Here is a 26360-nt window from a genome sequence, read left to right as displayed (position 1 = left end):
CATTCAGTAAGAGTGAAGCAATTAGTTCGCCATAAGATGATTTTGTAAATAAAATCATCCATTTATTTTTGTGTGTTTGATAGGAGGGGCGTTGTGGTCGCTGGCGATGCACCAAGGTGGCGCACCTGCGATGTAGAAGTGCGACACGTGAGTGCTGGTTATTCGTGCAAATAAACGGCGTCAATATCTAGTGTTGAACGCTCACCTATCTCCTCAAAGTGAGCCTCTAGCCAGCGCTCGGCAGCGGCGCGCCCTTGGTCAAACAGATAACATAGAAACGCCCACTCTGAATTCATTTTGCTAGATACCGAGAGATCCGCTAGGGCCTGTTCGCCACTGATGCGGTGGAAGAGCGCTTGCTGGTAGCAGTTTTCAATCCCCTGTTCATCCAGTGCGCGCTTAAGTAGCGCAATCATGCGTATTTCTTTAATTAGGGCGGAATTAAAGGTAATTTCATTTAGCCGATTCATAATGGCCGAAGCGGAGGTAGGGACTTCTTCTCTACTGATGGGGTTAATTTGTACCAGCAGAATGTCTCGTGCGCTGCACTCCTCCATCAAGGGGAACAGCGCTGGGTTGCCCATATAACCGCCATCCCAGTACGCTTCGCCTTCTATCTCAACCGCTTGAAATACAAAAGGCAGGCACGCTGAGGCCATGACTGCGTCTACGCTCATCTCTTCGCGGCGAAAGACACGCTGTTTTCCGGTGCGAACGTTAGTGGCCGTCACAAACAGTTTAAGCTGTTCGCAGCGTCTTACGCGTTCGAAATCAATATGTTCAGCAACAATATCGCGCAGTGGATTAATATTAAGAGGGTTCATTTGGTAGGGGGATACCAGCCGGCTTAAAAGGTCCATGGCCACGTAACCCGGGGAATGATCGAGAGACCAGTTTCCGGTAAGTACGTCTAGTGGTGAACGGCGAATTGGACTCGTCATACCTGCTCGACTAACCGCTTTCCAGAACTGGTGCAGCGCTTGCCGAGCCGTCTCTTTGTTACCGCGGGTGAGGGCGTCTGCCATGACCACACCATTCATCGCGCCAGCGCTTGTTCCACTGATGCCCTCTATCTCGATACGGTCGTCTTCAAGCAATCGATCGATAACCCCCCAGGTGTAAGCACCGTGGGCGCCACCGCCCTGTAAGGCGAGATCTAGCTTTTTGATCTGCGACATAGCCGTTCCCTGCTGAGTGGATGATTAAAAGCGGTAACGCACCCAGCATGGCATAAAAGCGTGTGATATGTGTACGTCTCCAAAAAAGGCGCGCAGCACGAAAAGGCGCACAGCATGCCATTAAGGTGAATCTGCTAATGGCGAGGGGCGTCCTGTTGAAAGGGGAACTTCATAAACGGCATGCTCCATCAGTTTATCAAGCTGTAGCGCTAGCTGGCTGCTGGCCTCTTCCATCATGGCTAGCGCTGCAAGCTGACCATTATGATCACCTTGGCGGGCAAATTTCAGCGCTTCTAAACCGCTTTCATGGAAACGCTTATGTGGCGCCGCCAGCGCTTTGTAAGCTTCCGTGTGCTTATAGCGACGACCATCACCCATAAAGTACCAGTGCCCAAGTGTGCAGTGCTGATGATCTTCTAAACTCTCTTCGAGGTGGGCAGAGAGTAGCTGCCTATAAAGGCGGCTTTTCCATACTGCATGCTCAAGTTTGGTGGCGTGCAAATAAGCCGTGGTTGTACTGTGGTGTATGACCTTATACATATGTCGTGACTGGTCTATCAACTGCTCAATTACCTGCTCTGCTGATTGGGCGGCGCTGGTTAGAGCCTTTATTTCCTGCTGCTGATAATCACGGATCTTTGCATCTTCATTTACTTGCGATGTGGTGCGCTCGATCCATTGCGCTAGCTGATGCGCTAATTGCTGAGAGTGTTCTGATAATTCCTGCAGGTCCTGCACAATCGCTGGCATGCCTGCCGGTTGCTCATGGAAGTGAGCGACTTCCAAGGCCGCAGTGATGGCTAGCGCTTGTGTGTGACCTGCGTTATGCCCTAATTCGACACTTAGCTGGCGTATATCGTGAAAGGCTTGCTCGGTCACTAAAGAAGACGATAAATACGCGTCTGTTTGCTGGCAGCGTTGGCGGTGTTGTTGCAATGTTTGTGCGGTTTGCTCGGCTTTATGGAGCCGGCCGAAGGTGTCGGTGAGTGTCGATTGCTCGGCAGCAAGATGCTGAGCGTGGACTTCTACGCCCTTGCTCAACGAGCAAAGCATATCTGCGCCTCTGGCCTGAAGCATGCTGAGTGACTCAACAGGCGTCATCAAGCTGATTGCGCGACAGCCGTGACGCTTTTTTTCGATATCTAACTGGGCATTCAACGCCGCTACTTCTTGTTCTAGGCGATGGATAGTTTGATAAGGGTGCATAAAAGCAAACATGGCCAGTACCTGCAAAATAGTAGTTAGCTTTGTGATGTTTTGTCACAAAGTATTGCAGGTGGTTGCCGTGCGTGCCTGAATTACCTTGTATTAATGATGAAAACCAGTCTCTTGCGTTTTTGGCGGCTATGTTTCTTAATGTATCTGGCTCAGTCTCGAAGACCAGTCTAAAAGACCGACCTTACAGAGTAGGTGGTTTAACCGCTCGGGTATTCTGATGAGAACGTTATCAGCGTTGGGCTAAGTGAGGAGCGTTGCCGCTTGGGCAGCGCAGAAACTGTGACGTCGCTAACCACTCTTCATCAGGGTAGTAGGCGAAGACATACTGGTTCTCTTTCAAACTGTCGATAAGCGGATACGTGATGTCTTCGCGTACGGCAGGGCAACCGTGGCTACGTCCCAGCCTGCCGGTCTGCGTAATAAAGTCGTCGCTAACATAGTCAGCGCCATGGATTACAATCGCCCGCTCAAACGCGAGGTCATTGACCTCTGGCTCTAAGCCATCCAGGCGCAACGAATAGCCATTACGACCATAATAACTATTCATTGTGCGAAAGAGTCCGATGCTGGATTGGTGACTCTCAGGGGTGTTGGAGAAAACCTCTGCCAACGCATCGCCAGAGCCTTGCCCGTGGGAAACGAGCTCTTCAAATAGCAGCTTATGTTGATGTAGGTCGAAGACCCACAGCCGTGGCTCGGTAGACGGAAGCGAGTAATCAATGACGGCTAAACGCTCAGCGGTTGGGTCAGCGCAGCTAAGTGATTGAGCGGCGAGTCTTAGCGCTTCTGGCGTTGCCGATGGCGCTAGTTGGAGCAGTTGATGATGTAATGGCGAAACACCGTGAGGTGGTGTGGAGGCTACTTGAGAGAAATAGCTAGCCGCTTGCAAAGGAAGGCTTAATAACGCTAATGGCAAAGAAATAATGACAGCAGAAGCACGCAGATATAAAGGCATAGAGTGCAATCTCACAATAGATATCGACGAAGGGTGTGCATAAACGGCTATGATGAAAGGAAGTGCCGCAACAATGATGAATAGTAACGCAAGGAGGGGCGATGAACGAGACACAGTTACTAAGACGATGGGCGATAGGGATGGCTCTATGTCTGACGCTGATCCAAGCGCCTCAGTTAATTACCAGCGCGCAAGCTGACCCAGGCTCACTTGAGCAGGCATTAGCTCAGCGTGTAGATGCTCAAACAAGTGCGTTACTGCCTGTTGGTGACTTTTATCAACAGCTAGATCAACGGCCAGTCTGGCAAGATAGCAATCGTGTTGAAGCGCTGGTGGACGCGCTAAATAGTCTTGAAGATGATGGCTTGGCCCCCGGTGATTATAGCGCTGGCGACCTGATGGACGCATTTCAGACTAGCCAGCAAGCAAGTACGTTGGCCCAAGCTGATTTTGATATTCAGGCCACGAAAGCATTGTTGCTAGCGCTTGAGCATCTCTCACGGGGCAAGGTAAATCCAAATGAAGTTGAGCCTAAATGGGATATCCCCAGGCCTGAGCGTCGCTACTCTTTACTGCGCATTGCCCATGCGGTCGAAAATGGCGATATTCAGGGCGCGCTTGATTATGTCAGGCCCTCATCGGCTGAGTACGCTCAGCTACGTGATGCGCTACGTCATTATCGTACGCTGGCGGAAAAAGACAGTGTTCCCTACCTGACGGGCCGCGATGAGGCGTTACGCCCAGGTGATGCCAATGAAGATGTGCTGGTATTGCGACAGCGCTTGGCCTATTGGGGAGAAACCGATTTGCTGGCGGCGGATAGCAGTGCTTATCCAATGATTGAGGCCCAGTCAGTGGTTAGTGACCAGCGTACCTACGATGCTGAGTTAGAACGGGCAGTTAAGCAATTTCAACGTCGCCATCAGTTACAAGAAGATGGCGTTGTGGGTGAGCGCACGCGACTTGCATTGAATACACCTGTTACGTCGCGTATCGATCAACTTCGTGTCAATTTAGAGCGAGCTCGGTGGATCAGGCCTACTCAAACCAATGAGCCGCGAGTATGGGTTGATATTGCGGGTTATCGATTGCATTACACTCGGCCCAATGGTGAGCACTGGGATGCTCGAGTGGTCGTTGGTACACCGCGGCGCGAAACGCCTATTATTCATTCGGCAATTAGTCACTTAACCGTGAATCCTTCTTGGACTATCCCGCCGACCATAATGCGTGAGGATGTTTTACCTCAGGTAAGACGAGACCCTGGCTATTTAGCACGGCGAAATATTCAAGTGTTAAGTCCCTCCGGCGAACGGCTAGACGCTGACGCTATTGACTGGCAGCGACCTGGTGCGGTGATGCTGCGTCAAGTATCAGGTGGCGGTAACCCGTTAGGCCGCGTGGTCGTGCGTTTTCCTAACAATGAAATGATCTATCTACACGATACGCCAGCAAGAGGGCTGTTTCAGCGGTCTCAGCGAGCGCTAAGCTCTGGTTGTGTGCGCGTTGAGGGTGTAACGGAATTTGCACAGTTATTGCTTCAGGATAGTGGCAGTCGCTACCAGCTATCATCATTGCTTAACAGCAGTGGAAGTGACCGTAATGTTAATCTCCCACAGCGCATTCCTGTCGCATTGCACTACCTGACTGCCTGGCCAAATGCCCAGGGGGAAGTGGAGTTCCGTGATGATATTTACCGCCGTGACGCTGACCTGTTAGCCGCATTGTTACAAGCTGCATAATGTGGTGGGCAGATTTTTGGGCTGTTTATAAGAACGGTTTATAAGACAAGGTCTGCCTAAAACAGTAACGCCGCCCAGAGGGCGGCGTTACTGTTTAATGCAGAGCAAGTAACGTTACTGCTCATCTTGGCGTTCGTAACTTGCAACACTGATAGTGCCTGTTTCACCGCTATCCAGTGCTGCCAGCATGGGTTCGGCTTGGCGCTGGAAAGCAATCAACGTGTCGCCGCTGAGGCTGGTGTTTTCAGGCAGCTCTACGCTCATCGCGTTCACTGGAGTGTTATTGACGATGACTTCATAGTGTAAATGAGGCCCCGTGCTACGCCCTGTATTACCTGAAAGCGCAATGCGCTCGCCCATCTCAATACGTTCGCCTTGAGTCACAAGTGGACGTGAAAGATGTAAATAGCGGGTGCGATAACCGTTGTCATGGCGAACGACAATGTAGCGCCCGGCAGCATGATGGTTGCCCACTCGCTCTACTCGGCCGCTGGCCGGTGCAGTAATCGGAGTACCAATGGGCATCGCAAAGTCGGTACCGTTATGTGGGCTTATACGGCCCGTCACCGGGTGTTTGCGGCGCGGATTAAAGTTAGAGCTTAAACGGTAATTACCTTCAAACGGATAGCGCGAGAAAGCAGGGTCTAAGCTGCTTCCTTCAGGCGTATAGAAATTGCTATCGGTGGCATTACGAAGAAGCGTTAAGTCCATGCGTTCGCCATTGTATTTAACGGCAAGGACACGAGAATCAAACGCTTCCCCATCAATCATGTCTGACTCAACTAGCACTTGGAAGCGATCACCACGACGGCTGTCGCGGCGAAAGTCGAGTTTCTTCTCAAGTAGTCGAGTGAGCTCAGTAACGGCACCGCTACTCAGGCCAGTTGCCTGGGCGGAGCGTGCAAAACTACCGCTTACGCTACCTGCGTAGAGACGCTGTACCGCTTCACCCTGGCGCTCAATAACGGTTGCTGCAAAGTGCTCTTCATCTTGCTCAAGCAAGATACCATCGCGAGTATTCTTCATCATGCGTAACGACAGTAAGCGACCATCTTCATCTAATTGATAGTCGAAACTGTTACCAGCACGCCAATGAGTAAGCATACGTGGATCTGGAAGGTCATCTAGCAGCGTCAGCACTTCGCTATAGCCAAGGCCTAGCTTATTCTGTGCTAGCAGCGCGAAGGTCTCACCCGATTCAACAATATGTGTTTTCCACTTTGGAACGTAGGGTTCGTCTGCAGCAAGTTCCAGCTCGAGAAATGAGATGTCATCAAACAGCTCAGCGCCATAATCTTCGTACGAAGTGGCATCGGCGATTTCAACGGAAGCAGTGTTGTCAACATCGAGCATGCCGCTTGAGAGAGTCCCTAATACTACGGCCATATGAAGCGCGCCGTCATCAAGCTGGGCATTAATGTAGGGGTCAGTCTTGGCGCTAGCCATCGAGGCTTCGGCGCTTGTAATGACATCCAGATCGACGATTTCCGTAGCCGCGAGGTCCTGCAACGGAATATGTTCGCGCGTGGCATCAAGAGCACGTGAGGCTCGATCAATGGCTTCAGCAACGGGGGTGCGCTCTTGGCGCAACGAAGGAACCCCCGGCGCCGAATCACTGGGAAGCGGAACAAGCACGCTTTCCAGAGGTGTGTGAGGTTGGTTTAAGTCGTGATAGGTCGTAATTAATTTTTGTGTGCCCAGCACAGTGACCATTGTGGCCACGGGTAACAGTAACAATTTATGCGTGCGGGGCAGCGAATGAAGAATTCGCAACATGGGTAAATGGGCCGCCGAGTTCGTGATAAATGAGTAACATGAAAGAAAGTAAACCCAAGAACCATACCCCATGACGGTGAGGGTGAACAGACTGTATGTCCATACACTAAATGTACTTCCGTTGGAATACGGAAGTAATAAGTAAGTAATATTGTTTATGAACGCTGTTTGCTAAAAAAAGTAACTTTACGAAATAACAATTGAGAGCTAAGTAGACGTACTAATTAACCATAGAGAAATGACGCTAATCAACATTTTTCGTCAAATTTAGAAGTTAAATTAATCATGTAATGCTTTTGTTTTGGTTTTGTGGATGTTTTGTCAAGCTTTGCGTTGCATGAAAGCTCATCACGTCCATGAAACGATCTTCAGGTAATTTGCATATAAGGCGTTAGGCATTGCATCTTCACTTTTTTGTAACGAATTGTTTTTTTTGCTGTGCTTGACAGAGCTAATGTCGATTGTCAGTGATTTAGAGGGTGGTCGTGTCAGATGGCCCCTTAGGCAGCCTGATACCTAGGAATAATTGTTTGCAAGCAAGTACTCAGCGCTTTTTCCTGGCATTCTATAAGGGTTTTTCGAAGATTAAGCGGATTATTTCGCTGTTTAGCGTCGAGGGAATCGAAATGTCTCGAGTAACTCTTGCACAGTGGCAGATGCTGGCAGCCGTTGTTGACCATGGTGGGTTTGCGCGGGCGGCCGAGGCTATACACAAAAGCCCATCTACGCTTAACCATGCCGTGCATAAGCTAGAAGAGCAGTTGGGTGTTCAGGTGCTGGAGCCGGTAGGTAGGCAGGTGCGCTTAACCGAAGCGGGCGAACTCTTACTGCGTCGAGCACGTCAGTTAATTGAAAGTGCCGCCTCTTTAGAAGATGTGGCTACCCGTTTGGCTGCAGGCCTGGAAGCTGAAGTCGTGGTCGCTATTGACCAGATTTTTCCAGCGGCTGCCCAAGCGAAAGCACTTGAGCGTTTCTCAGAAATGTATCCTCAGGTCAGAGTGCAGTTGCATGAGAGCGTACTAAATGGTGGTACGGAAATGCTCCACGATGGTCGTGCCGACCTGGTGGTCTCAGGGATTGCGGCTCAAGGGTATTTAGGTGAGCCGCTGGTGAACGTCCGGTTTATAGCCGTTGCGCACCCAAGCCATGAGTTACACCAGCTTAGTCGCTCGCTAGACTTGCGGGATCTTACCCAGCATCGGCAATTAGTAGTGCGCGATTCAGCGCTACGCCAGTCGACTAATTCCGGCTGGTTGAAAGCGGAGCAACGATGGACGGTGAGTCACTTAAATACGTCATTAGATATGCTGAAGCGTGGGCTTGGATTTGCCTGGATGCCAGAGACCCGTATTGCTGATGAACTTTCAAGTGGACAGCTCAAACCGTTGCCGCTCAGTGCGGGTGGGGTACGAATGGTGCCTATGCAATTAATATTCAGAGACCGAGATCAAGCTGGCCCCGCAGCGCATGCCATGGCACAGGCATTGAAGCGGGGAGTAAGCGAGCTCTGTCCTAAGGATTCGATTTCATCGAATGAATCGCCGTAAAACATCCGCTTGAGCATCGGTGGGGCGGGCGTATGCTAAATGTAATCAGCACTATTAATACGTTTATGGCATACGATTATTACAACAGGAGACGCCCGATGGGACTGCTTGTTAACGGCGAATGGGTTGATCAGTGGTACGACACTAAAAAGCATGGTGGAGAATTTGTCCGCGAGTCTGCCCAGCTTCGCGACTGGGTAGGTGATGATGCGATGATGGATGCACCGTCAGGCAAAGAAAGAGAAGGGCAGAGCTACCCTGCTCAATCAGACCGTTACCATCTTTATGTATCTCTAGCCTGTCCTTGGGCGCATCGAATTCTGATTATGCGCAAATTAAAAGGGCTGGAATCACTCATTGGCGCTTCTCATGTCAGCCCGTTGATGCTGGATAAGGGCTGGACGTATGACCAAAGTGAGGGCGCCAGCGGAGACCCTGTCAATCACGTCGACTATCACTATCAGCTCTACACCATGACCGACTCAGCTTATACAGGCCGTGTCACGGTGCCGGTGCTTTGGGATAAGCAGCGTAGCGCAATCGTTAATAATGAGTCGGCTGATTTGATGCGCATTTTTAATCGCGCGTTTGATGAGTTGACCGGTAACGATTTAGATTTTTACCCTGACGACTTGCGTAGCACTATTAATGACATCAACGACGATGTGTACGAGCACATTAATAACGGTGTCTACAAGTCGGGTTTTGCGACGGAGCAGCACGTGTATGAAAAACATGTGCAAGCACTGTTCGATGCCTTAGAACGCATGGAAAAACGCTTGAGCGAGCACCGTTATCTAGCAGGGGAGTGGTTAACAGAAGCGGATATTCGGCTTTTCACCACGCTGATTCGCTTTGATGCTGTCTATTACGGTCATTTTAAGTGCAACTTAAAACGTATCGAAGATTACCCAAATCTCGCAAATTACGTTCGCGAGTTGTATCAGTGGCCGGGCATTGCAGAGACGGTCAATATGGATCATATAAAACGCCACTACTACTACAGCCACGACACGATTAACCCAACGCGCATTGTGCCTGCCGGACCGCTGCTGGATTTAGAACGCACCCATGATCGTGAACGCCTATCAGGGAAGGGCATTCGTCGTCGAGCATTATAATTTATAAAAAGATAAAGATAGCTTCTCAAAAGCCGCTACTAACAAGTCGCTACTAATAAATAGGGCCACCTAGCAACTAGGTGGCCCATTTGGCTAATTAATCGCTAGGTTAAGCGATTTGAGCTGGCAGCTTACTGGTTATCGTTAACGGCTTCGCGAGTAGACTGCCAAGCGCTTTGAGCGCCTTCTTTGGTTGTTTGCCATGCATCACGTGCACTGCTTTTAGTCTGTTCCCACCAATCACGATCATAAGTAGGAAAGGATTCAATCTCTTCTTGGGAAGCTTCGAGCATAATGCGATGTTCGGTATCGCCATCACTCTCAGTATGGGTTTCCAGAGTAAATTGGTCGGTGTTAATGACAATTTCACGACCACCCAAGCCCAATACTGCGCCGCTTTCAATCACTAGCGCAGAAATACGCATCTCTTCATCAAAAAGGATGTCTTCGACTTCACCGATCTCTTCACCAGAACCGCCAGAGAAGAATACCTCTGCATCCATGATGTCATCTGCCGAATACATACCTTGGGGTTCAGTTGATGCCTGAACACCAAAGGCCAAGCTGCCTAAAAGGGCGGTGCTGATAGCGGTGGTAAGCATTGTCTTACGCATAGCATCTCTCCATGTAGCTATAAATGTGCGATTTAACACTTTCAGAGTGGGCGGTATACGTTAAAAGCTGTTTGCCCAATCGTCGGCACGACGTTCAGCCTCTTCCCGTTCTAAGCCATATTTCTGCTGTAGTTTGCCGACAAGTTGATCCTTTTTGCCACCAATCTGGGTAAGTTCGTCGTCAGTCAATTCGCCCCAGCTAGCGCGGGCTTTTCCCTTCATTTCTTTCCAATTGCCTTCGATCTGATCCCAGTTCATAGCATCACTCCTTGAAGTTAGTGAACATCATTAGGCACTTCTCAGGTTAGACGAACAGTGAGTATGTGCAAGTCGCAGTGTTAATAACGGTTAATGTAAAAAAACTGGTCATGAGCTACTGCCGGTGTTAGTATGCGCCCTCCTCGCATGTGTTGACCCCTCCATCACGACGATAAGCGATTTCCTATGTAGCTTTGACTACGCAGTGAAATGCTTGCGGGAACATCTTGCCAACTGCAGATGTTCATTGCTGTGAAGATGGCGCGCCTCCAGTATTTCACCAAACGGGTGAAATCGGCGCAGAAGGTCGCCACAGCGGTTAGCCCGCTACTGCGGTGTTTGCTAACCGAATGCTAGGTGCGACCGGCGTCTCCGACTCCACTGATGATGATATCCGCCCTGCGGATCCTTGTTTATTAATATGCATTGTCACGCGTATTAACGAGCAGAGTCAGAGACGCTTACGATGTTTTTTGCCGGTACAGCCGGCCTACCAAGGTGTGATTAATGACCTCGACTTCTGTCGCTTCGCCGAGCTTCGGCGATCTTGCTCTGTTGCCTGCCGTTCTCTCTGCTGTTGAAGCACAAGGCTACGAAATTCCCTCGCCAATCCAGGCGCAGACAATTCCTGCGTTGCTGGAAGGCCGCGATATGCTGGGCCAAGCACAAACTGGTACCGGTAAAACCGCTGCGTTTGCATTGCCATTGTTATCGCGTTTAGAACTTACCCGTCGCGAGCCTCAAGTGTTGGTTATGGCTCCGACCCGTGAACTTGCTCAGCAGGTTGCGGCTTCGTTCAGTAAATATGGCCAAAACCTTAAGGGTCTTGAAGTGGCGATCCTTTGTGGCGGCCAAGAATACCGTGAACAACTAGGTGCGCTAAAGCGCGGTGCCCAAGTCATTGTTGGCACCCCAGGCCGTATTATCGATCACCTTGATCGCGGTAGTTTGAAACTCGATGGCCTTTCAGCACTTGTGCTGGATGAGGCTGACGAAATGCTGCGCATGGGCTTTATCGACGACGTAAAACGCGTGGTTGCCGATACCCCAAAAGATGCTCAGCGTGTGTTCTTCTCGGCAACGCTGCCGACTGAAATTGAGCGCATTGTTAACCGCTATTTGGTTAATCCGGTGAAAGTCGCGATTGAGTCGCGCACGACCACCGGCGAAAACATTGAGCAGCGTATTGTACGCGTTGATGGTGGCGCTAAGCTTGAAGCCCTGGCACGTATTCTGGAAGTTGAGCCAGTTGATGGGGCCATTGTCTTTGTGCGTACCCGTGCGGCCTGTACCACGCTGGTTGAACAGTTAACGGCTCGTGGTGTTAACGCTGCAGGTTTGTCAGGTGATCTGGACCAGAGTCTTCGTGAACGCACCATTACACGTTTGAAGCGTGGCAAAGTCGATGTGTTGATTGCGACCGACGTCGCTGCACGCGGTCTTGACGTGTCGCGTATTACTCATGTTATTAACTACGATCTGCCGCAAGACGCAGAAGCCTACACCCACCGTATCGGTCGTACCGGTCGTGCGGGCCGTAGCGGTATCGCGATTACTTTCGCTGGTTTCCGTGAAGGCCGTAAAGTGGGCTGGATGGAGCAGGCGACCGGTCAGAAAATGACTGAAATGCCGCTGCCAGACGAAGCGGCTATTCGCGCTCACCGTGATGAAGTGTTCCACCATCGCGTTGTGGCGGCCTTGACCAAAGGTGCTGAAGAGCAACGTGCATTGGTTGAGCGCTTGGTAGAAGAAGGTCATGACGCCGTTGAGCTAGCCTGTGCTTTTGCCGCGATGGCGCGTGCTGACGAAGCGCCTATTGGTCGCTTGCAAGCACCGCGTAAAGAACGTGCTCCGCGTGATAGCGCTCCTGGTGGTAAGCCAGGTGGCCGTCGCGAGCGTTCAAGCGCGCCTAGCGAAGGAATGATTCGTTACCGTGTTTCTGTTGGCCATAAAGATGGCGTTAAGCCTGGTCAACTGGTTGGTGCACTGGCGAATGAAGGCGGCATCGAAGGCGCGCGTATCGGTCGTATCGATATTCGCAACGCTTTCTCGGTAGTTGAGCTACCCAGTGGCCTGCCTTCCACTATTCTGGCGAAAATGGCGCGTGCCCGCGTTGCTGGTCGCCCGTTAGAAATTAGTGAAGACAGTGCACCTGAGCGTGCTCCACGTCGTCGTCGTGATGACGGTGATGCACCAGTTCGTCGCCGCGAACGCGCTTAAGTTAATGTATAGCGCCATATTTTAATGGTGCTTTAAAACGACGTTTAACGATCGTTCTATCCCCTTACGCCCAGCGGCTTAAGGGGATTTTTTTGCCTCTAATTGCAGCTGGGAAGTTGAGCTACGTTAGTATGATGATGGTTCAGTAAAAGGAGGCTGCATGGACGCACCGCTACATGACTGGAATTTAGCTCCAAAAGAGGCCGTAGCGCTGCAAACAGTGCTGGCGAAACGACTTGAAACCACGGATCGTATCGGCCCCGTACACCACGTTGCTGGGGTGGATATTGGGTTTGAAGCGGATGGTGAGATCACTCGCGCGGCGGTGGTTGTTCTAAAGTGGCAGCCTGACACCACGCAGCACTTGGCTATGGTTGAGCAAGTGGTTCATCGTGAGCCAACACGTATGCCTTATATTCCTGGTCTGCTCTCTTTTCGTGAGATCCCAGCAGCTCTGGAAGCATTCACTAAGCTTACGATCACACCAGAACTGGTAATGGTCGATGGCCAGGGAATTGCACATCCTCGACGACTTGGCGTAGCCGCTCACTTGGGGCTATGGCTAAATTTACCGACGATCGGCATCGCTAAGTCCCGATTAACGGGGCAGCATGCAGAAGTGGGAAATACGCGTGGTGATTGGGTGCCTCTAACATCAGGTAAAGACGTTATTGGCGCTGTGCTGCGTTCGCGGGCAAACGTAAAGCCGGTATTTGTGTCGCCTGGTCATCGATTATCCCTTGAAACGTCGCTGGACTGGGTGGTGCGCTGTTTAGGGCGCACCAAGTTACCAGAACCCACGCGGTTAGCGGACCGGCTTGCGTCAAGACGCGACCAAAAGCGACCTACGTAAAGCGCAGGAAATGGCGCAGTAGGCCAGTGGCCGCTTGGGTGTCGGTAATGGCGTTTATGAGCGCGTCAGGATTATCACCTTGGTCGCGCAATATGGCTTTCTGGCGCTCGATATAAGCATGCATTACTGGTCGGGTGAACTCTGGATGAAATTGCACACTCCATTGGCGAGGGCCATAACGTAGTGCTTGATGAGCATCGTGACTGTTATGAGCCAATACCGTGGTGTTGCGGGGCAGTTGCATGACGGACTGGGCATGGGTCAAGTGGGCCGGGAATTGCGTGGGCAGCTTGCTAAACAGAGGGTCTTGATGACCTGCTTGGGTGAGACGTACGTTGTGCGTTCCAGACTCTCTTCCTGCGGGGTGGTAATCACTAATGCCGCCGAATGCTGACGCCATCAACTGATGGCCATAGCACACGCCAAGCATTGGGACGTTCTCGGCTAACGCCTGCTGAAGCCAAGGCTTTAGCGCCTCGCTCCACGCTGCCTGTTCGCTCACCATGCTGTGAGAACCCGTGAGCATAATGCCGGCAAATGATGCAGGGGAAGGGGGAACGCCTTGTTTGCGGGCATCCCAAACCCTGAGCGACAGATGTTCAGGCAGTGCCGTCGAAAGTTGATTGATAAAGAGTTGCTCGAAATCACCGTATTGGTCGACCACTTCAGGGAAGGCGTCACCGGTTTTGATAATGACTAAAGAGGCCATGGCGTTCTCGTTGTCCTGTCAGAGGAAAGGTTAGAGAGGAAAGGTTAGCCCAATCAGGGCATTACCCTGTAAGGTGATAATTCTCACCATACACCTTTTTCGCTTTATATTAGGAGCCTAAAATGCAAAAGATAACTCGTGCTGGCGAGCCCATGGACGTTGCAGGTACGCTGCCTGCCCCAGGCCAAACGGCTCCGCTGATGACGCTCACCAATGCCGATTTAGAAGATGTAACCCTCGATACTTATTCGGGCAAGCGCAAAGTGCTGAATATTATCCCGAGTGTGGATACACCCACCTGCGCGGTGTCTACTCGGCGGTTTAATGAGCTGGCCTCGGAGTTGGACGACACTGTTGTGCTGGTGGTGTCTGCTGATTTGCCTTTTGCAGCCAAGCGCTTTTGTGGCGCAGAGGGGTTAGATAACGTTGAAACCCTGTCTACCTTTCGCCACCGAGAGTTCCAAGAAGCCTGGGGTGTCGCGTTAGCGAATAGTGCAATGGAAGGATTGTGCGCGCGTGCCGTGGTAGTGCTCGATGCGGACAACCGTGTGTTGCACAGTGAGCTTGTGAGCGAGCTGAAAAACGAACCTGATTATGAGGCCGCGCTGGCAGCCTTAAAAGGCTAGCCAGACGGCAGTGCGCAGGTATCTAGCGTGCACTTTGCTTAGCAGCCGCCACCAGTGCACTAATCAAGCGTTGCTGGGGGCGGTTGAAAATAAGCCACTCTGGGTGCCACTGAACGCCGATCAAAAAATCATGTTTTGTGGATTCAATTCCCTGCACCAGTCCGTCCCGGTCGCGGGCAACAATATTGATGCCGTCACCCGCTTTATTGACCGCCTGATGATGCAGGCTATTCACACGGCACCACGTGACGCCCAATAGCTGATAAAGCTTGCTCCCTCCGACTATATCCACTGTCTTACGCGGTAGAACCGTGCGTCGCCGCTTAAGCCCTTCGTGGGTAGTGTAAATATCAGGGTCGAGGGTGCCGCCCAAGTGAACGTTGATTAGCTGAGCCCCTCGACAAATGCCTAACACAGGAGTGTTTTGCGGAATAAATCGGCCGAGTAGGTTGAGTTCCAGTTCATCACGGGCCGGATCCAGCCGCACGTCTAGCTGTACTTCATCACCGTAAAGATGTGCTTGAATATCATCGCCGCCACCAATAATTAGCCCGTCTAAGTGTTCTGGCAGGGGACGTGAAGGGGACAAGCGAAGTGGTTTACCGCCATGTCGCCATACGGCGAACCAGTCAAACCACCAAGCTAGGTGGCTTTTTTGATCAGAAGTTGTAATCCCAATAAGCGGTCGAGACATGCTGGCAAGTTCTCACTAAGGCAGTGTATTTAGGATGACTTGAATAAGCCAAGCAGCTTCGTTTTACAGCGTCTCCACCAAGGCTGGCTGTGTTCAGCAATATACTCATTACAGCGTGCACGCAGCACGTCACTGTTTGCGGCCAGCTTTTCTACCTCAACCCAGCGGTTCCACTCCACTACTGACCCCCAACCAGGCTGTGAAAGCTGCGCATTCGGTAGCCGATAATGAAACGTTGGGCGTGGTTTAGTGAGCTGGCTATGCAGCAACTCATGGGGATGGTCGGGTCGCAGGTGCGCAAACAGCGGCAGTAGGTCTAGCTCCCGGTTCCGAGTAGGGTTGTAGTGTAAATAGTCATCGATAAACGTATCTAAGTCGGGCTGATAGCCGGAATTCAGGACTTTAAGCGCGTACTCTTTATGAAATGGATTAGCGTGGGGCAATACCTCACGGGTAATGTCGACTTTGATTTCATCGCGCAGCCAACTGGCGAGCAGTAAATACGCTTGCATCATTGCTAGAAGGTAATCAACGTCAAGTCGTTCTACTTCAGGGTTTAGATGCAGCCCAAATCCGTAGAGTAAGCTGGCATCCGTGCCTTTCGCTCCTTTGTCACGAAGGGCGCCAAATAGCTGGTCTAGTTGGTCCAGTTCATCCCAGGGAATCGGTGGACAGACAATTTCCGTAGGCACTAAGCCTGTCACCATGTCGCCAATAAGTTCGCGGGTTTTTTGATGGAACTCTATTCGACGCTGGTGCTGCTGGCGTGCCCATTCACTGTCGCCTTCATGGTGTTCTTCTAGTAGCGTCTTATCAGGATGAGCATACTGGGTGTCCAACTCAATGCCGAACTCGCCCCATCGAGTCGCTTCTACCAGTAGCCGATGGGGGCTTACCACGTTAAGCTCACCCCCAAATAGCTCGCGTACCAGTTTAGCGGTATCACGCGGCGGAAGTCCGGCGAATTCAATTTCAACACCGACACGCCTTGTTTTTCCGTCACTATTTGTACGGTTAGGAGGAGCTTGCAGCGTCATCTCGGTATCCTTGAGGTGAACGTTTAAGCCAACAGCCTATCATAGTCACGCATTAAGGCTGAGGGTATTAAGTTAAGTAAACGCTAACTAACCGGCGTGTTGTGTCGGTCTATTTCCAGGAGTCAAATGTGCGACAGCACTGGACAATCAATATCGTGTTAAGCGTTTTTTTGACGCTACTCATAGGTCTGATGACCCATGCTCAGGCGCAGAGCGTTTCGCTGCCTAGCCTGGGTGGGGGCAATGACGCATCGGAAGAGCAGAACGTCAGTGGTGAAAGCTTCCAAAACTCGCTTAACGATGTGATCACAATGCTGGAGAGCGAAGAACAGCGTAAAGCGCTGCTCGACTCTCTGCGAGAATTACAGCTTGCCACTGATGCGACCGAAGAGGACAAAATCGTCCATCAAGGCCTGCTGGGTGCATTAGCAGATACGCTGACCGATATTGGCGAGCACGCTCAGGCAGGTGACTCGCCGATTGATGAATGGTCACGGCAATTGGTGCAAGGGGCTGCCGATTTACGCGCATTAAATGATGGTGCTGACCAGGGTGAAGCGGTACGCGCCGTGGCAGAGGGTGCCGTCCTTGCAGTTGTTTGGGTCGTACTGTTGGTCGTTATGATTGCGTTTGGGCGCTTGATCGCCAGACGGCGGGAATGGCCTCTGGACTTACCTCGAGATCCAAAAGCATGGTTATTGGCTGTACACTTTTTACGTCGCATGCTGCCCTGGGCGCTGTCTTTCGCGATTACGCTGGGGGTTGGACAAATATTGCCGTACAGCTCCGGCCGCACGATTGTATTGGTTGTCGCTTATGTGTGTGTGTGTGGTCGCGCACTGTCGGTGGTGATTGAAACGGTCATTGCGTTTTTCAGCCGAGGCCATCGTTTTACAGCGGTGCAGGTGCTGCAACAGAAAGCCTTGCGCGGCCTGTTTGTCATTGGCGCATTAATCGCCTTGGGCGACGCGGTGAACTCCACCCGTTTAGTAGAGCTGTTGGGTAGCGAACTATCCAGCTTAGTGTCTGTCCTTGCGAATATGCTAGCTGCTCTGCTGTCTGCACGCTTCATATTTAAGTTTAAACGCCCCGTTCGTCATCTGATTTGTAACCGCCCTTACAAGCAGCGCCGCGATGCAAGTGCTGCCGTTGAGATGATTCGTGCGCTGGGCGGCCTCTGGCATATTCCTGCGCTGCTGATGGTGGGGGGGTCATTGTTGGCGATCTTCATCACCGTGGGGGATGTGGGAACAGCGCTTGCACGCTCGATTATCTCGGCAAGCTTGTTGGTGTTGACGCTAGTGGTGACGGGCTTGCTGAGACGTCAGTCAGAACGCTTAGGTAAACGCCGCCATCGTCGTCGTTACAGCCAATATCGTAAGCGTTTAGAGCGCTTTGGCTTTGTACTTGCCCACCTTTGCGCCTGGATGGTGTTCGCTGAACTGTTTATGCAGGTTTGGGGAGGGTCGTTGTTTGGGCTTGGTCAGCAAGCGGTAGCCAGTGCCCGTATTGGCCAAGCCTTGGTAAGTCTGGGTTCAACCATTTTGCTGGCTTGGCTGGTATGGATTTTTGCTGATACGGCGATTCAGCGGGCGCTAACATCATCCGCGCGCTCTCGCGGTAGGCGAGTGAATCAAGCCCGGGCGCAAACCATTACGCCGATGATTCGCAATGTGATTTTTGTCACGATTTTGATCATTGCGGTAATTGCCGGGTTAGCAAATCTTGGCGTTAACGTTACGCCACTACTTGCTGGTGCGGGTGTTATCGGCCTGGCGATTGGTTTTGGTGCCCAAACGTTGGTGCAGGATTTAATCACCGGGATCTTTATCCTGATTGAAGACTCCCTGGCAGTTGACGACTTCGTTCAGATTAACGGCCACATGGGAACCGTTGAAGGGCTAACACTGCGTACCGTGAAGCTGCGTGATTTAGATGGTGTTGTTCATATCATTACCTTTAGCCGCATTGAGTCGATTCATAACATGTCGCGCCAGTTCGGGATTGCGCTGATGCGTATTCGTATCCCCTATGCGATGAAAATTGATGATGCAATTACGCTGATGCAAGAGACAGCGCAAGAGCTACGCAAAGACCCCATGATGCGCCACTATATTTGGTCACCTTTAGAAATGCAGGGTGTGCAGGGCTTTGAAGATGGTTGCCCTATTTTGCGAATGCGTTTTCGCACCGCACCAGAAATGCAGTGGGACGTATCGCGTGCCTTTAACCTGCTATTGAAGCAACGCATGGAAACTCAGGAAATCGACCTGGGCGTACCGCGTCTCAGCGTCAGCATGGAAGCGCGCTCAGAAGATAGCAGGCAAGATCGTATGCCCGACGAGAGCACGAGAAAAGAGAGCACGAGAAAAGAGAGTGCTGGCACGGATTTCACGCTAGACGAGCCGACTGACAATGCCCGAGGGGATAAGGCCAGCGATGACGACGGTAGCTCACGGAAGCGGCCTACGCCGCCAAAACCTGCTCCGCGCCCAACAAAGGCTGAAACGCGCCAAGATGACCGCGAGCGGGCAGGGGCATCATCCCATGCCAAGCCCCAAGCCCAGGGTGAGCCCAAAGGCGAGACCCATGCCAGCACCAATGGTGAACAGGGCGACGAGTAACCACGGGCCTTTGAAGCGCCTCCAGCGGTTATAAAGTGATACCGCTAGACTAACGCGATCAATTAACTCGTCATGGCGCGAAATAGCATTATCGGGTGGCAGGGAAAAGTCATTGGCCACATCTCCCTGCCAATGAGCGCCGTGTGTTAGTCCCAGCCTTGCCCGCAATTGGCCTATGTCACTGACCGTTTTGTGGAGCTTGTTATAAGCGTCACGGTGCTCTGCAGCGCCCAGCACGGTTTCAGCGTCTTGGCGCAATGCACTGTTTGGGCAGCGTGCCACCGCGCTTTTGATTTCGTGATCACTCGCGTCGGGTGTCAGTGTCAGTCGTTGATACAAATCGCGCATAATGTTCGAGTTGATACTCACTGTCGGTTTGGGCGCTTAGCCCTTAATCGTTAACAGTAGGCTGGTCAGGTGTTTTGCATCAAATAATCATAGGCACTTTTGATGCGCTGAAAGCGTGTTGATGCCAGTGCTACTTGATGTTCACTACCCGAATAGAAGCGGTCAGGATGATGTAGCTGCGCCATGCGACGATAGGCACGGCGGATATCGGCACGATTTGCCCCAGGTGTCAGCCCTAATACAGCGAGAGCCCGAGTGGTGCGGTCGGGGGGAGGTGAAGGGCGTTCCCGTTGTCGGTGCTGGCGATGTGCTTCTTCCTGACGTGCTTGCTCTTGTTGCCAACGTTGTCGCTCTTGCTGTTGAGTGTGTTCTTGTCGATTGCGGCGCTCTTTTTGTTTGGACTGTTCCTTTTTTGCCTTCTCGCGGTGTGCTTCTTCCTGTTGGCGCTGTTTGTTCTGCCGCTTTTGTTGCTGTTGTTCCGTATTAGCACGCTGGCGCTCTTCGGCCTTCGCTTGGGCCTCTTTGGCTTTTTGCTCAGCAGCGTGCGCGTCGCGTGCCTTGCGAGCGTGATATTCTGGGTCGTGCACCTGCCAGTAAGCGTCTCGGCTGGGATCCTCTGCTGCTCGCAATGGTTTGCCCGTTAACTCATGAAAGAGTGTGTTAAGCGTGGCAGGCGTGACATTTAGCAAATCAGCGAGAAAGCCCAGAATGTAATGGTTATTCAGAGATAACTCACCATCGTCGGTGGCCACAGTGATCGCTTGGTGAAGTATGCTTAGGCTGCGCTCGCTGGAACACTCTTTGCGCACCACTTCAGCAGCTAATTGAATGGCTTGAAGGTCTTGGCTATGGGCAATACCCATCACTGGCCCAAGTTCGTGTCCATGGCGAAATTGCGCGGTGACCTGAGCCAGTCGGCGTCGCCGCTGGCCTTCAGACACCTGTTGGCGATGCACAAGCACCCAGGCTAACAGTAGTAGTGTTGCCGTATCCACTTGGCTGCGGCTTTTCAGCAGCAACAGCTCAAAGGGTGAAAAACGGGCAATGGACATTCCTTGGCTCCAAGGCAAAGACGGTGACCACAGTGGCACTTAAACGGCCATCCTGATAATGATTGGCCATGGTATATCATCGCGTTACGCAATGAAGTAGGAGATTCGTTAGGTGATCAATGTTGAGCGTAAAAATAGCTTTCAGCTGAGGCTCACTCGACGGCTCAAGGAAGAAACGTCGCACACGCTCGATGTTTACCTATTTGTGCCTAAAGAGCTTGGGCTTAGCACCCATGTCATTTCAGAAGAGGCGTTTTATCACGGTGCGATCAGTGTTTCACGTACTTACTACAGTGATGAGTACCATTTGCCGCTGGTTCATAGTCGTTTAGCGAGCCGCAATCAGTTGGGCAGTGATTCCTATCGGTTAAGTTTAAGTTTGTACGCTTATCAATACGTTGGAGCGTTAGAGCGAACGACACAGGCAATGCTGGTCAGTGCCCGAAAACTACGCCACGCAACCAGCGATCAGCGTCAAGAGAGTAGTGAGCTTCAAGAGCTAGCCGATGCGCTACGTGATCAACTGCATGAAATGAGCGATTTGAGCGAAGGTATTCTTAAACGGTTGCGTCGCAATTCGCCCACAGATGAGCGGCTCTATAAATACTTTGCCAACATCGATAATTACCTTTCCTGGTTTACCGAGCAGCAACTGCTGGCACTGGTAGCGCATATGCCTCGTGGCGGCGAGTTTAGCGAGATAAAGCGTCGCTTTATTATCGTCTGCCAGCGTGAGAGTGACTACCGAAAAGAGCAAGAGTATAACGCTGAGCGGGTAATGGAAGATCCCACTCGGATGTCGAATAAAATGCGCTTGCTACGGCGACTTATTGAACACCCGATTACGCTGAAACAGCGTGCCCTAGAGCTTGGGAGCGGCGAGCAGAAAGCAGTGAAAGCACTGGCTACCGCGGTAGTAATGACCTTTGTATCGCTTGGTGTGCTCCACCTGCGTAGCGTACTGGGCGATGTTACTGCGCTGTTTGTATTGGCCATGGCGCTGCTTTATGCGATGCGGGAAGTATTTAAAGACGACTTGCGTAACACGCTATGGCGCTGGCTTCGTCGTGGAAGGCCAAAGTGGCGGCGACAATATATCGACCCGACCCGTAATCAATCGGTGGGCCGGCAGTTAGAGTGGTTCGATTATAAACGTTATGCCGCACTAGAGGCGGATATTCAGCAAATGCGCCGTCGTACGGTTGCTCAGCGTGAAGAGGAAGTGCTTCATTACCGTTCCAGCTCGCGTATGTCACCCACCCGCTTTTTAAGCGGTTATGAGCATACCCGTGAAACGTTGCATATCGATCTTTCCATGCTGACGCGCTTAATGAGCAAAGAGAAGCACTTCATTTACCGTCTGAAAGAAGGGCAGGCTGTTAGAGAAAGTGTCGAAAGGCGTCACTTGTTTAACTTGGTCATTCGCGAGACCGGCAGTGAGGACACAACCTACCTAGCTCGGTGGAAAGTGGTTGTGAGTCGTTCAGGTATTGTCGATATCGAGAAAGTCGCTGAGGAAAGTGTAGAGAAAATCAGCAAATAAACTGCGTTGGATCAATAGACTGGCACTGATGTTGGGCCTGCATAGCGAAATCACCAGTAGCACACTAGTCTCAAAAGGTGAGCAATATAATTTGCGACTGCGACCCTGTCGCCAGGAGGACACTGTGCAAGCTATCGACATTATGACACCCAACGTGGTGTGTGTAGGCCCCGACGCAAACGTGCGCGATATAGCGCAGTTGCTACTCGAACACCGCATCAGTGCTGTACCGATCGTCGATGACGAACGTAGGGTGTTGGGTATCGTGAGCGAAGGCGATTTGATGCGTCGAGTGAAAGATGAAGCGGACGATAGCCGCTCTTGGTGGCTATCGCTCTTCAGTGGCGGTAAAGATGCGGGTGAGTATGTTAAATCCCATGGTCGTAAGGCGCATGAGGTAATGACCTCCAAGCCACTAACCGTCGAAGAGAATGCACCGCTGCATACCATTGCTCGTTTGCTGGAAAAGCATCACATCAAGCGTGTGCCAGTGGTGCGAGACGGTAAGCTCGTCGGTATTGTCAGTCGCGCAAACTTACTTCAAGGGATTGCTAACGCGATTGTAGCGCCGACTCAGTCGCCGGAGGATGATCGCTCTATTCGTGAAGCCATTCTTAAAGAGGTCGACAATAACACCGGCGTACGAACCGAAAGCTTTAGTGTGATTGTCGATGGCGGAAACGTAGAAATTTGGGGGCTAGTAGAGTCTGTAGAACAGAAGCAAGCGGTAACCGTAGCGGCTGAAAATACCCAGGGCGTCAAGAGTGTTGAAAATCACCTTGGCATGATGCCTCGTGGAGCGGGCTACTTCTAATACGCTGTGTTTCTTAGCTAAACAGCCCGTTGCTTAGTGCAGCGGGCTTTTTTGTGGGCGCTAATGCGCACTCTTTTTGCTCGTAAAAAGCGACTAAAGTTGTATTTAAGTAAACGTTTACTCTTTGCAAGTAAACGTTTACTTTAAGCCTCGTGGGTCATTTTTGAAGATGTTTTATTTCGCAGGAGAATGTATGAGCATTAACGTGACCGTATGGGGAGAAAACGTCCACGAGCAAACCAATGATGTCGTGGCGCGTATTTACCCTAAGGGCATGCACCAGTGCATCGCCGAAGGTTTAAACGAAGCGGAAGGCATAAATGCCACTGCCGTGACGCTGCAAGACCCTGAGCAGGGGCTTAGCGATGCGACGCTCGACAATACCGATGTACTGTTATGGTGGGGCCACGCCGCCCATGGTGACGTGCTTGAGGAGACCGTCGACCGCGTTCAAAAACGCGTGCTCCAGGGCATGGGCTTGATTGTGCTGCACTCAGGGCACTACTCGAAAATCTTTAAGCGCTTAATGGGAACTACGTGTTCACTCAAGTGGCGTGAAGCGGGCGAGCGGGAACGGCTGTGGGTGGTGAACCCAGGTCACCCGATTGTTCAAGGGCTGGGGGACTATATCGAGCTGCCCCATACCGAAATGTACGGCGAACCGTTTGCGGTGCCCAATCCTGATGAAGTGATCTTTATCAGTGCCTTTGAGGGGGGGGAAGTATTCCGCTCTGGTCTGACCTATAAACGTGGCAACGGTAAGATTTTCTACTTCCGTCCCGGCCACGAAACTTACCCGATTTATTACGATGCTCAAGTGAAAACTGTGTTGAAAAACGCCGTGACTTGGGCGCGCCCGGAAGGTTCTCGATGGATCGACAGCTGCCCTAATGTTCCCGCTGAACAAGCGCCTAATCCGGTCGAAATTAAAGGCGAAAGCCTGCATAAACCTGGCGAGGAGGGCTTCAAATGATCCGTTTGGCGATAATTGGTGCAGGCAGCATGGCCGGCGAGCACGCCAAGCATTTTGGCCGTCTTGAAGGAATCGAAGTGGTTGCCGTGTGCGACCGAGACCTTGCCAAAGCCCAGGCGTTTGCAGAGCATCATGGCATTGCTGACGTTTATCAAGACCTGGAAGCCATGCTGGCTCGGGATGATATTCACGCGGTAAGCAATGTAACTCCTGATGGTGTTCACAAAGCTACATCGTTGGCCGCCATTGCCGCCGGAAAGCATATTCTGTGTGAAAAGCCGCTGGCGACAAATGCACAAGATGCCCATGAAATGGCGGCGGCTGCTCAGGCCGCTAACGTGATCAACATGGTCAACTTAAGCTACCGCGATGCCCCAGCTATTCAGCACGCACGTGCGCTGATTGCGGGAGGGGCGATTGGTCAAGTTCGTCATGTAGATGCTAGTTACCGGCAAAGCTGGCTAGTGAGTAACGCCTGGGGACGCTGGAATGAAGATAGCCAGTGGTTGTGGCGGCTTTCCGAGTCCCACGGCAGCAAAGGCGTATTAGGCGATGTCGGCGTGCACATTGTCGACTTTGCCAGCTTCCCTGTTGGCGACATTACCCGCGTTAACTGTGAGCTAACCTGCTTTGAAAAAGCGCCAGACAATCGCATTGGTGAGTATGTGCTGGATGCCAATGATACGGCGCTGATGAGAGTGTCATTTGCCAATGGCGCAAAGGGCACTATTCAGGCTACACGTTGGGCAACAGGGCATCACAACTCGCTGGCGCTGAGTGTACACGGCGATAAAGGAGCAATTCGTATTGACCTGGACGCCTCAAAAGAGGATGTGCAGGTATGTCTCGATGATGACGTACATCCCGCTCGCTGGAGCACAGTGAAAGCACCGTCCACGCCGAGTATTTACCAGCGCTTCGTCGAGAGCATTCGCAGTGGGAATAACGATCAACCTGATTTTGCACGCGGCGCTGCGATTCAAACCGTGCTCGATGCCTGTTTCGTATCAAGCCAGGAAGACCGCAGCCTAGCGATTGCCAGCTAGGTGGGTGGCTCTTCAAATAACAAAATACTAATCCGATTAAGTTAACGAGCACCCTATCTACTAATAACAATCCTAACTACCAATAACAATAGAGGTGAATGCTATGCGTTATTACCTGCGCTCATCAGCTGTACTGCTTGCCCTGCTGCCCACAACGCTGCCTGCCATGGCGGCTGAAATTACCATTGCCTGCGGCGATGGTGGGGCAGCAGATTTCTGCCCAACGCTGGCAGAACAGTGGGCCAACGCTAACGGCCACCAAGTGAATATTGTCACCACGCCAGCATCGGCGACTGAGAAGTTGTCGCTCTATCAGCAACTATTAGGCAGCCAATCGCAAGATGTGGATGTGCTGATGGTGGATATTGTGTGGCCAGGGCTACTGGCCGACCACTTGGTTGACCTAAATGACTACTTGCCGGAGGGCGCGACTGACGGCTTTATTCCCTCACTGATGGATAACAATACCGTGCAGGGCAAGCTGGTGGCATTGCCGTGGTTTACGGATGCAGGGCTGCTCTATTACCGCCACGACTTGCTAGACAGATACGACGCCGAAGTGCCAGAAACTTGGCAGGCCTTGACTGACACCGCGCGGCGTATCCAGCAGGCTGAGCGCGACGCAGGTAATGCGCGCATGCATGGGTTTGTGTTTCAGGGGCGAGCTTATGAGGGGCTGACCACGAATGCGTTGGAGTGGATAGCTAGCTACGGTGGCGGCACCTTTGTGAATGCTGATGGGCAAGTCACCATCGATAATCCCCAAGCCGTAGAGGCCATCACGCTAGCAGCCTCTTGGGTGGGTGATATTAGCCCTGAGGGTGTGCGCAATTACATGGAAGAAGAAGCACGCGGGGTGTTCCAGGCGGGTAATGCTGTGTTTATGCGCAACTGGCCTTATGTCTGGTCGTTGGGGCAGGCAGATGGCACGCCCATTCAAGGCAAGTTTGGCGTCGCGCCGTTACCCCGCGGGCCCGAAGGGCAGTCTGTCGCGACGCTTGGCGGCTGGAACTGGGCGGTTTCGCGCTATTCAGAGCACCCTGACATCGCCGCTGACCTAGTGGCTTATCTCACGGCTGAGGAGCAGCAGAAAGCTCACGCCGTTGAGTTTGGTCGAAACCCGACGCGGCCTGTGCTCTATGAAAATGCCGAGGTGCTGGAAGCCCATCCGTTTATTGGCGAACTTTATGAAACCGTTATGAACGGCGTACCACGTCCTGCGAGCGTTACTGGAGAAGCGTATCCACGGGTGTCTAACGCAGTGTTTAACCGCGTGCATGATGCCCTATCCGGGGATACTTCCCCCGAACAAGCAATTCAGCAGCTCGATAGCGAGCTTGCCCGTATAGGGAGGCGTGGTTGGTAGCTGGATTTGCCGCAATGCTTAGCGATTTTCGGCACAATTTTTGGCA

At 51.9% G+C, this 26360-nt stretch carries 23 protein-coding genes; 12 read left to right on the top strand and 11 right to left on the bottom strand.

The features are described 5' to 3' along the window. Positions 1-158: 158 nt before the first annotated feature. From L1X57_RS01295 to L1X57_RS01285, 3 genes are all read right to left on the bottom strand, one after another. Positions 159-1178 carry a patatin-like phospholipase family protein gene (locus L1X57_RS01295; protein WP_009722352.1) on the bottom strand — a complete coding sequence of 340 codons (1020 nt, stop codon included), beginning with the start codon at positions 1176-1178 and terminating at the stop codon, positions 159-161. 120 nt (positions 1179-1298) lie between these two features. Beyond that, positions 1299-2396, bottom strand: a complete 1098-nt coding sequence (locus L1X57_RS01290; RefSeq protein ID WP_009722353.1) for a methyl-accepting chemotaxis protein — start codon at positions 2394-2396, stop codon at positions 1299-1301. Between the two features lie 229 nt (positions 2397-2625). Then, positions 2626-3351: a murein L,D-transpeptidase catalytic domain family protein gene (locus L1X57_RS01285; protein WP_009722354.1), complete on the bottom strand. Its 726-nt coding sequence runs from the start codon at positions 3349-3351 to the stop codon at positions 2626-2628. Positions 3352-3452: 101 nt separating this feature from the next. On the opposite strand from L1X57_RS01285, the gene L1X57_RS01280 reads away from it, so the two are divergent. Continuing rightward, entirely contained in the window at positions 3453-5093 is a 1641-nt protein-coding gene (locus tag L1X57_RS01280) for a L,D-transpeptidase family protein (RefSeq protein ID WP_009722355.1), read from the top strand. 114 nt (positions 5094-5207) lie between these two features. Here the strand turns inward: L1X57_RS01280 and L1X57_RS01275 are convergent, their stop codons facing one another. Beyond that, the gene (locus tag L1X57_RS01275) at positions 5208-6869 is read right to left on the bottom strand and encodes a peptidoglycan DD-metalloendopeptidase family protein (RefSeq protein ID WP_009722356.1); all 1662 of its coding nucleotides are present in this window, start codon (positions 6867-6869) and stop codon (positions 5208-5210) included. Between the two features lie 626 nt (positions 6870-7495). On the opposite strand from L1X57_RS01275, the gene L1X57_RS01270 reads away from it, so the two are divergent. After that, on the top strand, positions 7496-8416 hold the full coding sequence (locus tag L1X57_RS01270; RefSeq protein ID WP_039868733.1) for a LysR family transcriptional regulator: 921 nt from the start codon (positions 7496-7498) through the stop codon (positions 8414-8416). A gap of 98 nt (positions 8417-8514) precedes the next feature. Further along, positions 8515-9537 carry a glutathione S-transferase family protein gene (locus L1X57_RS01265; RefSeq protein ID WP_009722358.1) on the top strand — a complete coding sequence of 341 codons (1023 nt, stop codon included), beginning with the start codon at positions 8515-8517 and terminating at the stop codon, positions 9535-9537. Between the two features lie 131 nt (positions 9538-9668). On the opposite strand, the gene L1X57_RS01260 is transcribed toward L1X57_RS01265, so the two are convergent. Beyond that, on the bottom strand, positions 9669-10151 hold the full coding sequence (locus tag L1X57_RS01260) for a PRC-barrel domain-containing protein (RefSeq protein ID WP_009722359.1): 483 nt from the start codon (positions 10149-10151) through the stop codon (positions 9669-9671). Between the two features lie 60 nt (positions 10152-10211). Further along, positions 10212-10409: a CsbD family protein gene (locus L1X57_RS01255; protein WP_009722360.1), complete on the bottom strand. Its 198-nt coding sequence runs from the start codon at positions 10407-10409 to the stop codon at positions 10212-10214. A gap of 507 nt (positions 10410-10916) precedes the next feature. Here L1X57_RS01255 and L1X57_RS01250 point away from each other — a divergent pair. Together L1X57_RS01250 and nfi are read left to right on the top strand one after the other, a co-directional pair. Further along, positions 10917-12629 (top strand): DEAD/DEAH box helicase, encoded by a 1713-nt coding sequence (locus L1X57_RS01250; protein WP_009722361.1) that lies wholly within the window; start codon positions 10917-10919, stop codon positions 12627-12629. A 160-nt stretch (positions 12630-12789) separates the two neighbouring features. After that, on the top strand, positions 12790-13482 hold the full coding sequence (nfi, locus tag L1X57_RS01245) for a deoxyribonuclease V (protein WP_009722362.1): 693 nt from the start codon (positions 12790-12792) through the stop codon (positions 13480-13482). On the opposite strand, the gene L1X57_RS01240 is transcribed toward nfi, so the two are convergent. Further along, the gene (locus tag L1X57_RS01240) at positions 13475-14191 is read right to left on the bottom strand and encodes a glutamine amidotransferase (RefSeq protein ID WP_009722363.1); all 717 of its coding nucleotides are present in this window, start codon (positions 14189-14191) and stop codon (positions 13475-13477) included. The genes nfi and L1X57_RS01240 overlap by 8 nt on opposite strands. A gap of 122 nt (positions 14192-14313) precedes the next feature. Between L1X57_RS01240 and tpx the strand changes: the two genes are divergently transcribed. Further along, positions 14314-14817, top strand: a complete 504-nt coding sequence (gene tpx, locus L1X57_RS01235; protein WP_009722364.1) for a thiol peroxidase — start codon at positions 14314-14316, stop codon at positions 14815-14817. A 22-nt stretch (positions 14818-14839) separates the two neighbouring features. On the opposite strand, the gene L1X57_RS01230 is transcribed toward tpx, so the two are convergent. Then, the gene (locus tag L1X57_RS01230; RefSeq protein ID WP_009722365.1) at positions 14840-15511 is read right to left on the bottom strand and encodes a gamma-glutamyl-gamma-aminobutyrate hydrolase; all 672 of its coding nucleotides are present in this window, start codon (positions 15509-15511) and stop codon (positions 14840-14842) included. A 29-nt stretch (positions 15512-15540) separates the two neighbouring features. Next, positions 15541-16548: an amidoligase family protein gene (locus L1X57_RS01225; RefSeq protein ID WP_009722366.1), complete on the bottom strand. Its 1008-nt coding sequence runs from the start codon at positions 16546-16548 to the stop codon at positions 15541-15543. Positions 16549-16676: 128 nt separating this feature from the next. Between L1X57_RS01225 and L1X57_RS01220 the strand changes: the two genes are divergently transcribed. Then, positions 16677-19172, top strand: coding sequence for a mechanosensitive ion channel family protein (locus L1X57_RS01220; protein ID WP_009722367.1), 2496 nt, complete (start codon positions 16677-16679; stop codon positions 19170-19172). Here the strand turns inward: L1X57_RS01220 and L1X57_RS01215 are convergent. Both L1X57_RS01215 and L1X57_RS01210 read right to left on the bottom strand, forming a co-directional pair. Continuing rightward, a complete protein-coding gene (locus L1X57_RS01215) occupies positions 19089-19520 on the bottom strand; it encodes a hypothetical protein (RefSeq protein WP_083817049.1) in 432 nt (143 codons plus the stop codon). The genes L1X57_RS01220 and L1X57_RS01215 overlap by 84 nt on opposite strands. Before the next feature lie 65 nt (positions 19521-19585). Further along, the gene (locus L1X57_RS01210) at positions 19586-20572 is read right to left on the bottom strand and encodes a J domain-containing protein (RefSeq protein WP_234667863.1); all 987 of its coding nucleotides are present in this window, start codon (positions 20570-20572) and stop codon (positions 19586-19588) included. A 112-nt stretch (positions 20573-20684) separates the two neighbouring features. On the opposite strand from L1X57_RS01210, the gene L1X57_RS01205 reads away from it, so the two are divergent. From L1X57_RS01205 to L1X57_RS01185, 5 genes are all read left to right on the top strand, one after another. Further along, on the top strand, positions 20685-22115 hold the full coding sequence (locus L1X57_RS01205) for a hypothetical protein (protein ID WP_009722371.1): 1431 nt from the start codon (positions 20685-20687) through the stop codon (positions 22113-22115). 124 nt (positions 22116-22239) lie between these two features. Next, positions 22240-22929, top strand: a complete 690-nt coding sequence (locus L1X57_RS01200) for a CBS domain-containing protein (RefSeq protein ID WP_009722372.1) — start codon at positions 22240-22242, stop codon at positions 22927-22929. A 193-nt stretch (positions 22930-23122) separates the two neighbouring features. Beyond that, positions 23123-23902 carry a ThuA domain-containing protein gene (locus tag L1X57_RS01195; protein WP_009722373.1) on the top strand — a complete coding sequence of 260 codons (780 nt, stop codon included), beginning with the start codon at positions 23123-23125 and terminating at the stop codon, positions 23900-23902. Continuing rightward, entirely contained in the window at positions 23899-24948 is a 1050-nt protein-coding gene (locus L1X57_RS01190; protein ID WP_009722374.1) for a Gfo/Idh/MocA family protein, read from the top strand. The genes L1X57_RS01195 and L1X57_RS01190 overlap by 4 nt, the downstream gene beginning before the upstream one ends. Positions 24949-25051: 103 nt before the next feature. Next, the gene (locus L1X57_RS01185) at positions 25052-26314 is read left to right on the top strand and encodes an ABC transporter substrate-binding protein (protein WP_009722375.1); all 1263 of its coding nucleotides are present in this window, start codon (positions 25052-25054) and stop codon (positions 26312-26314) included. Positions 26315-26360: the final 46 nt, after the last annotated feature.

It is taken from the genome of Halomonas sp. TD01, from assembly GCF_923868895.1.
Lineage (GTDB): Bacteria > Pseudomonadota > Gammaproteobacteria > Pseudomonadales > Halomonadaceae > Vreelandella.
The sequence above is the reverse complement of the archived record's forward strand: the minus strand, read 5'-3'. Positions and strand labels throughout refer to the sequence as shown.

Bases quoted from the DNA above. Each gene is read 5' to 3' on its own strand.
- L1X57_RS01275 (WP_009722356.1), bottom strand. From the start codon at position 6,869: ATGTTGCGAATTCTTCATTCGCTGCCCCGCACGCATAAATTGTTACTG.
- L1X57_RS01250 (WP_009722361.1), top strand. From the start codon at position 10,917: ATGACCTCGACTTCTGTCGCTTCGCCGAGCTTCGGCGATCTTGCTCTG.
- L1X57_RS01240 (WP_009722363.1), bottom strand. From the start codon at position 14,191: ATGGCCTCTTTAGTCATTATCAAAACCGGTGACGCCTTCCCTGAAGTG.
- L1X57_RS01225 (WP_009722366.1), bottom strand. From the start codon at position 16,548: ATGACGCTGCAAGCTCCTCCTAACCGTACAAATAGTGACGGAAAAACA.
- L1X57_RS01280 (WP_009722355.1), top strand. From the start codon at position 3,453: ATGAACGAGACACAGTTACTAAGACGATGGGCGATAGGGATGGCTCTA.
- L1X57_RS01270 (WP_039868733.1), top strand. From the start codon at position 7,496: ATGTCTCGAGTAACTCTTGCACAGTGGCAGATGCTGGCAGCCGTTGTT.
- nfi (WP_009722362.1), top strand. From the start codon at position 12,790: ATGGACGCACCGCTACATGACTGGAATTTAGCTCCAAAAGAGGCCGTA.
- L1X57_RS01210 (WP_234667863.1), bottom strand. From the start codon at position 20,572: ATGTCCATTGCCCGTTTTTCACCCTTTGAGCTGTTGCTGCTGAAAAGC.
- L1X57_RS01190 (WP_009722374.1), top strand. From the start codon at position 23,899: ATGATCCGTTTGGCGATAATTGGTGCAGGCAGCATGGCCGGCGAGCAC.
- L1X57_RS01185 (WP_009722375.1), top strand. From the start codon at position 25,052: ATGCGTTATTACCTGCGCTCATCAGCTGTACTGCTTGCCCTGCTGCCC.
- L1X57_RS01285 (WP_009722354.1), bottom strand. From the start codon at position 3,351: ATGCCTTTATATCTGCGTGCTTCTGCTGTCATTATTTCTTTGCCATTA.
- L1X57_RS01195 (WP_009722373.1), top strand. From the start codon at position 23,123: ATGAGCATTAACGTGACCGTATGGGGAGAAAACGTCCACGAGCAAACC.
- L1X57_RS01290 (WP_009722353.1), bottom strand. From the start codon at position 2,396: ATGTTTGCTTTTATGCACCCTTATCAAACTATCCATCGCCTAGAACAA.
- L1X57_RS01295 (WP_009722352.1), bottom strand. From the start codon at position 1,178: ATGTCGCAGATCAAAAAGCTAGATCTCGCCTTACAGGGCGGTGGCGCC.
- L1X57_RS01215 (WP_083817049.1), bottom strand. From the start codon at position 19,520: ATGCGCGATTTGTATCAACGACTGACACTGACACCCGACGCGAGTGAT.
- tpx (WP_009722364.1), top strand. From the start codon at position 14,314: ATGCAAAAGATAACTCGTGCTGGCGAGCCCATGGACGTTGCAGGTACG.
- L1X57_RS01265 (WP_009722358.1), top strand. From the start codon at position 8,515: ATGGGACTGCTTGTTAACGGCGAATGGGTTGATCAGTGGTACGACACT.
- L1X57_RS01260 (WP_009722359.1), bottom strand. From the start codon at position 10,151: ATGCGTAAGACAATGCTTACCACCGCTATCAGCACCGCCCTTTTAGGC.
- L1X57_RS01255 (WP_009722360.1), bottom strand. From the start codon at position 10,409: ATGAACTGGGATCAGATCGAAGGCAATTGGAAAGAAATGAAGGGAAAA.
- L1X57_RS01230 (WP_009722365.1), bottom strand. From the start codon at position 15,511: ATGTCTCGACCGCTTATTGGGATTACAACTTCTGATCAAAAAAGCCAC.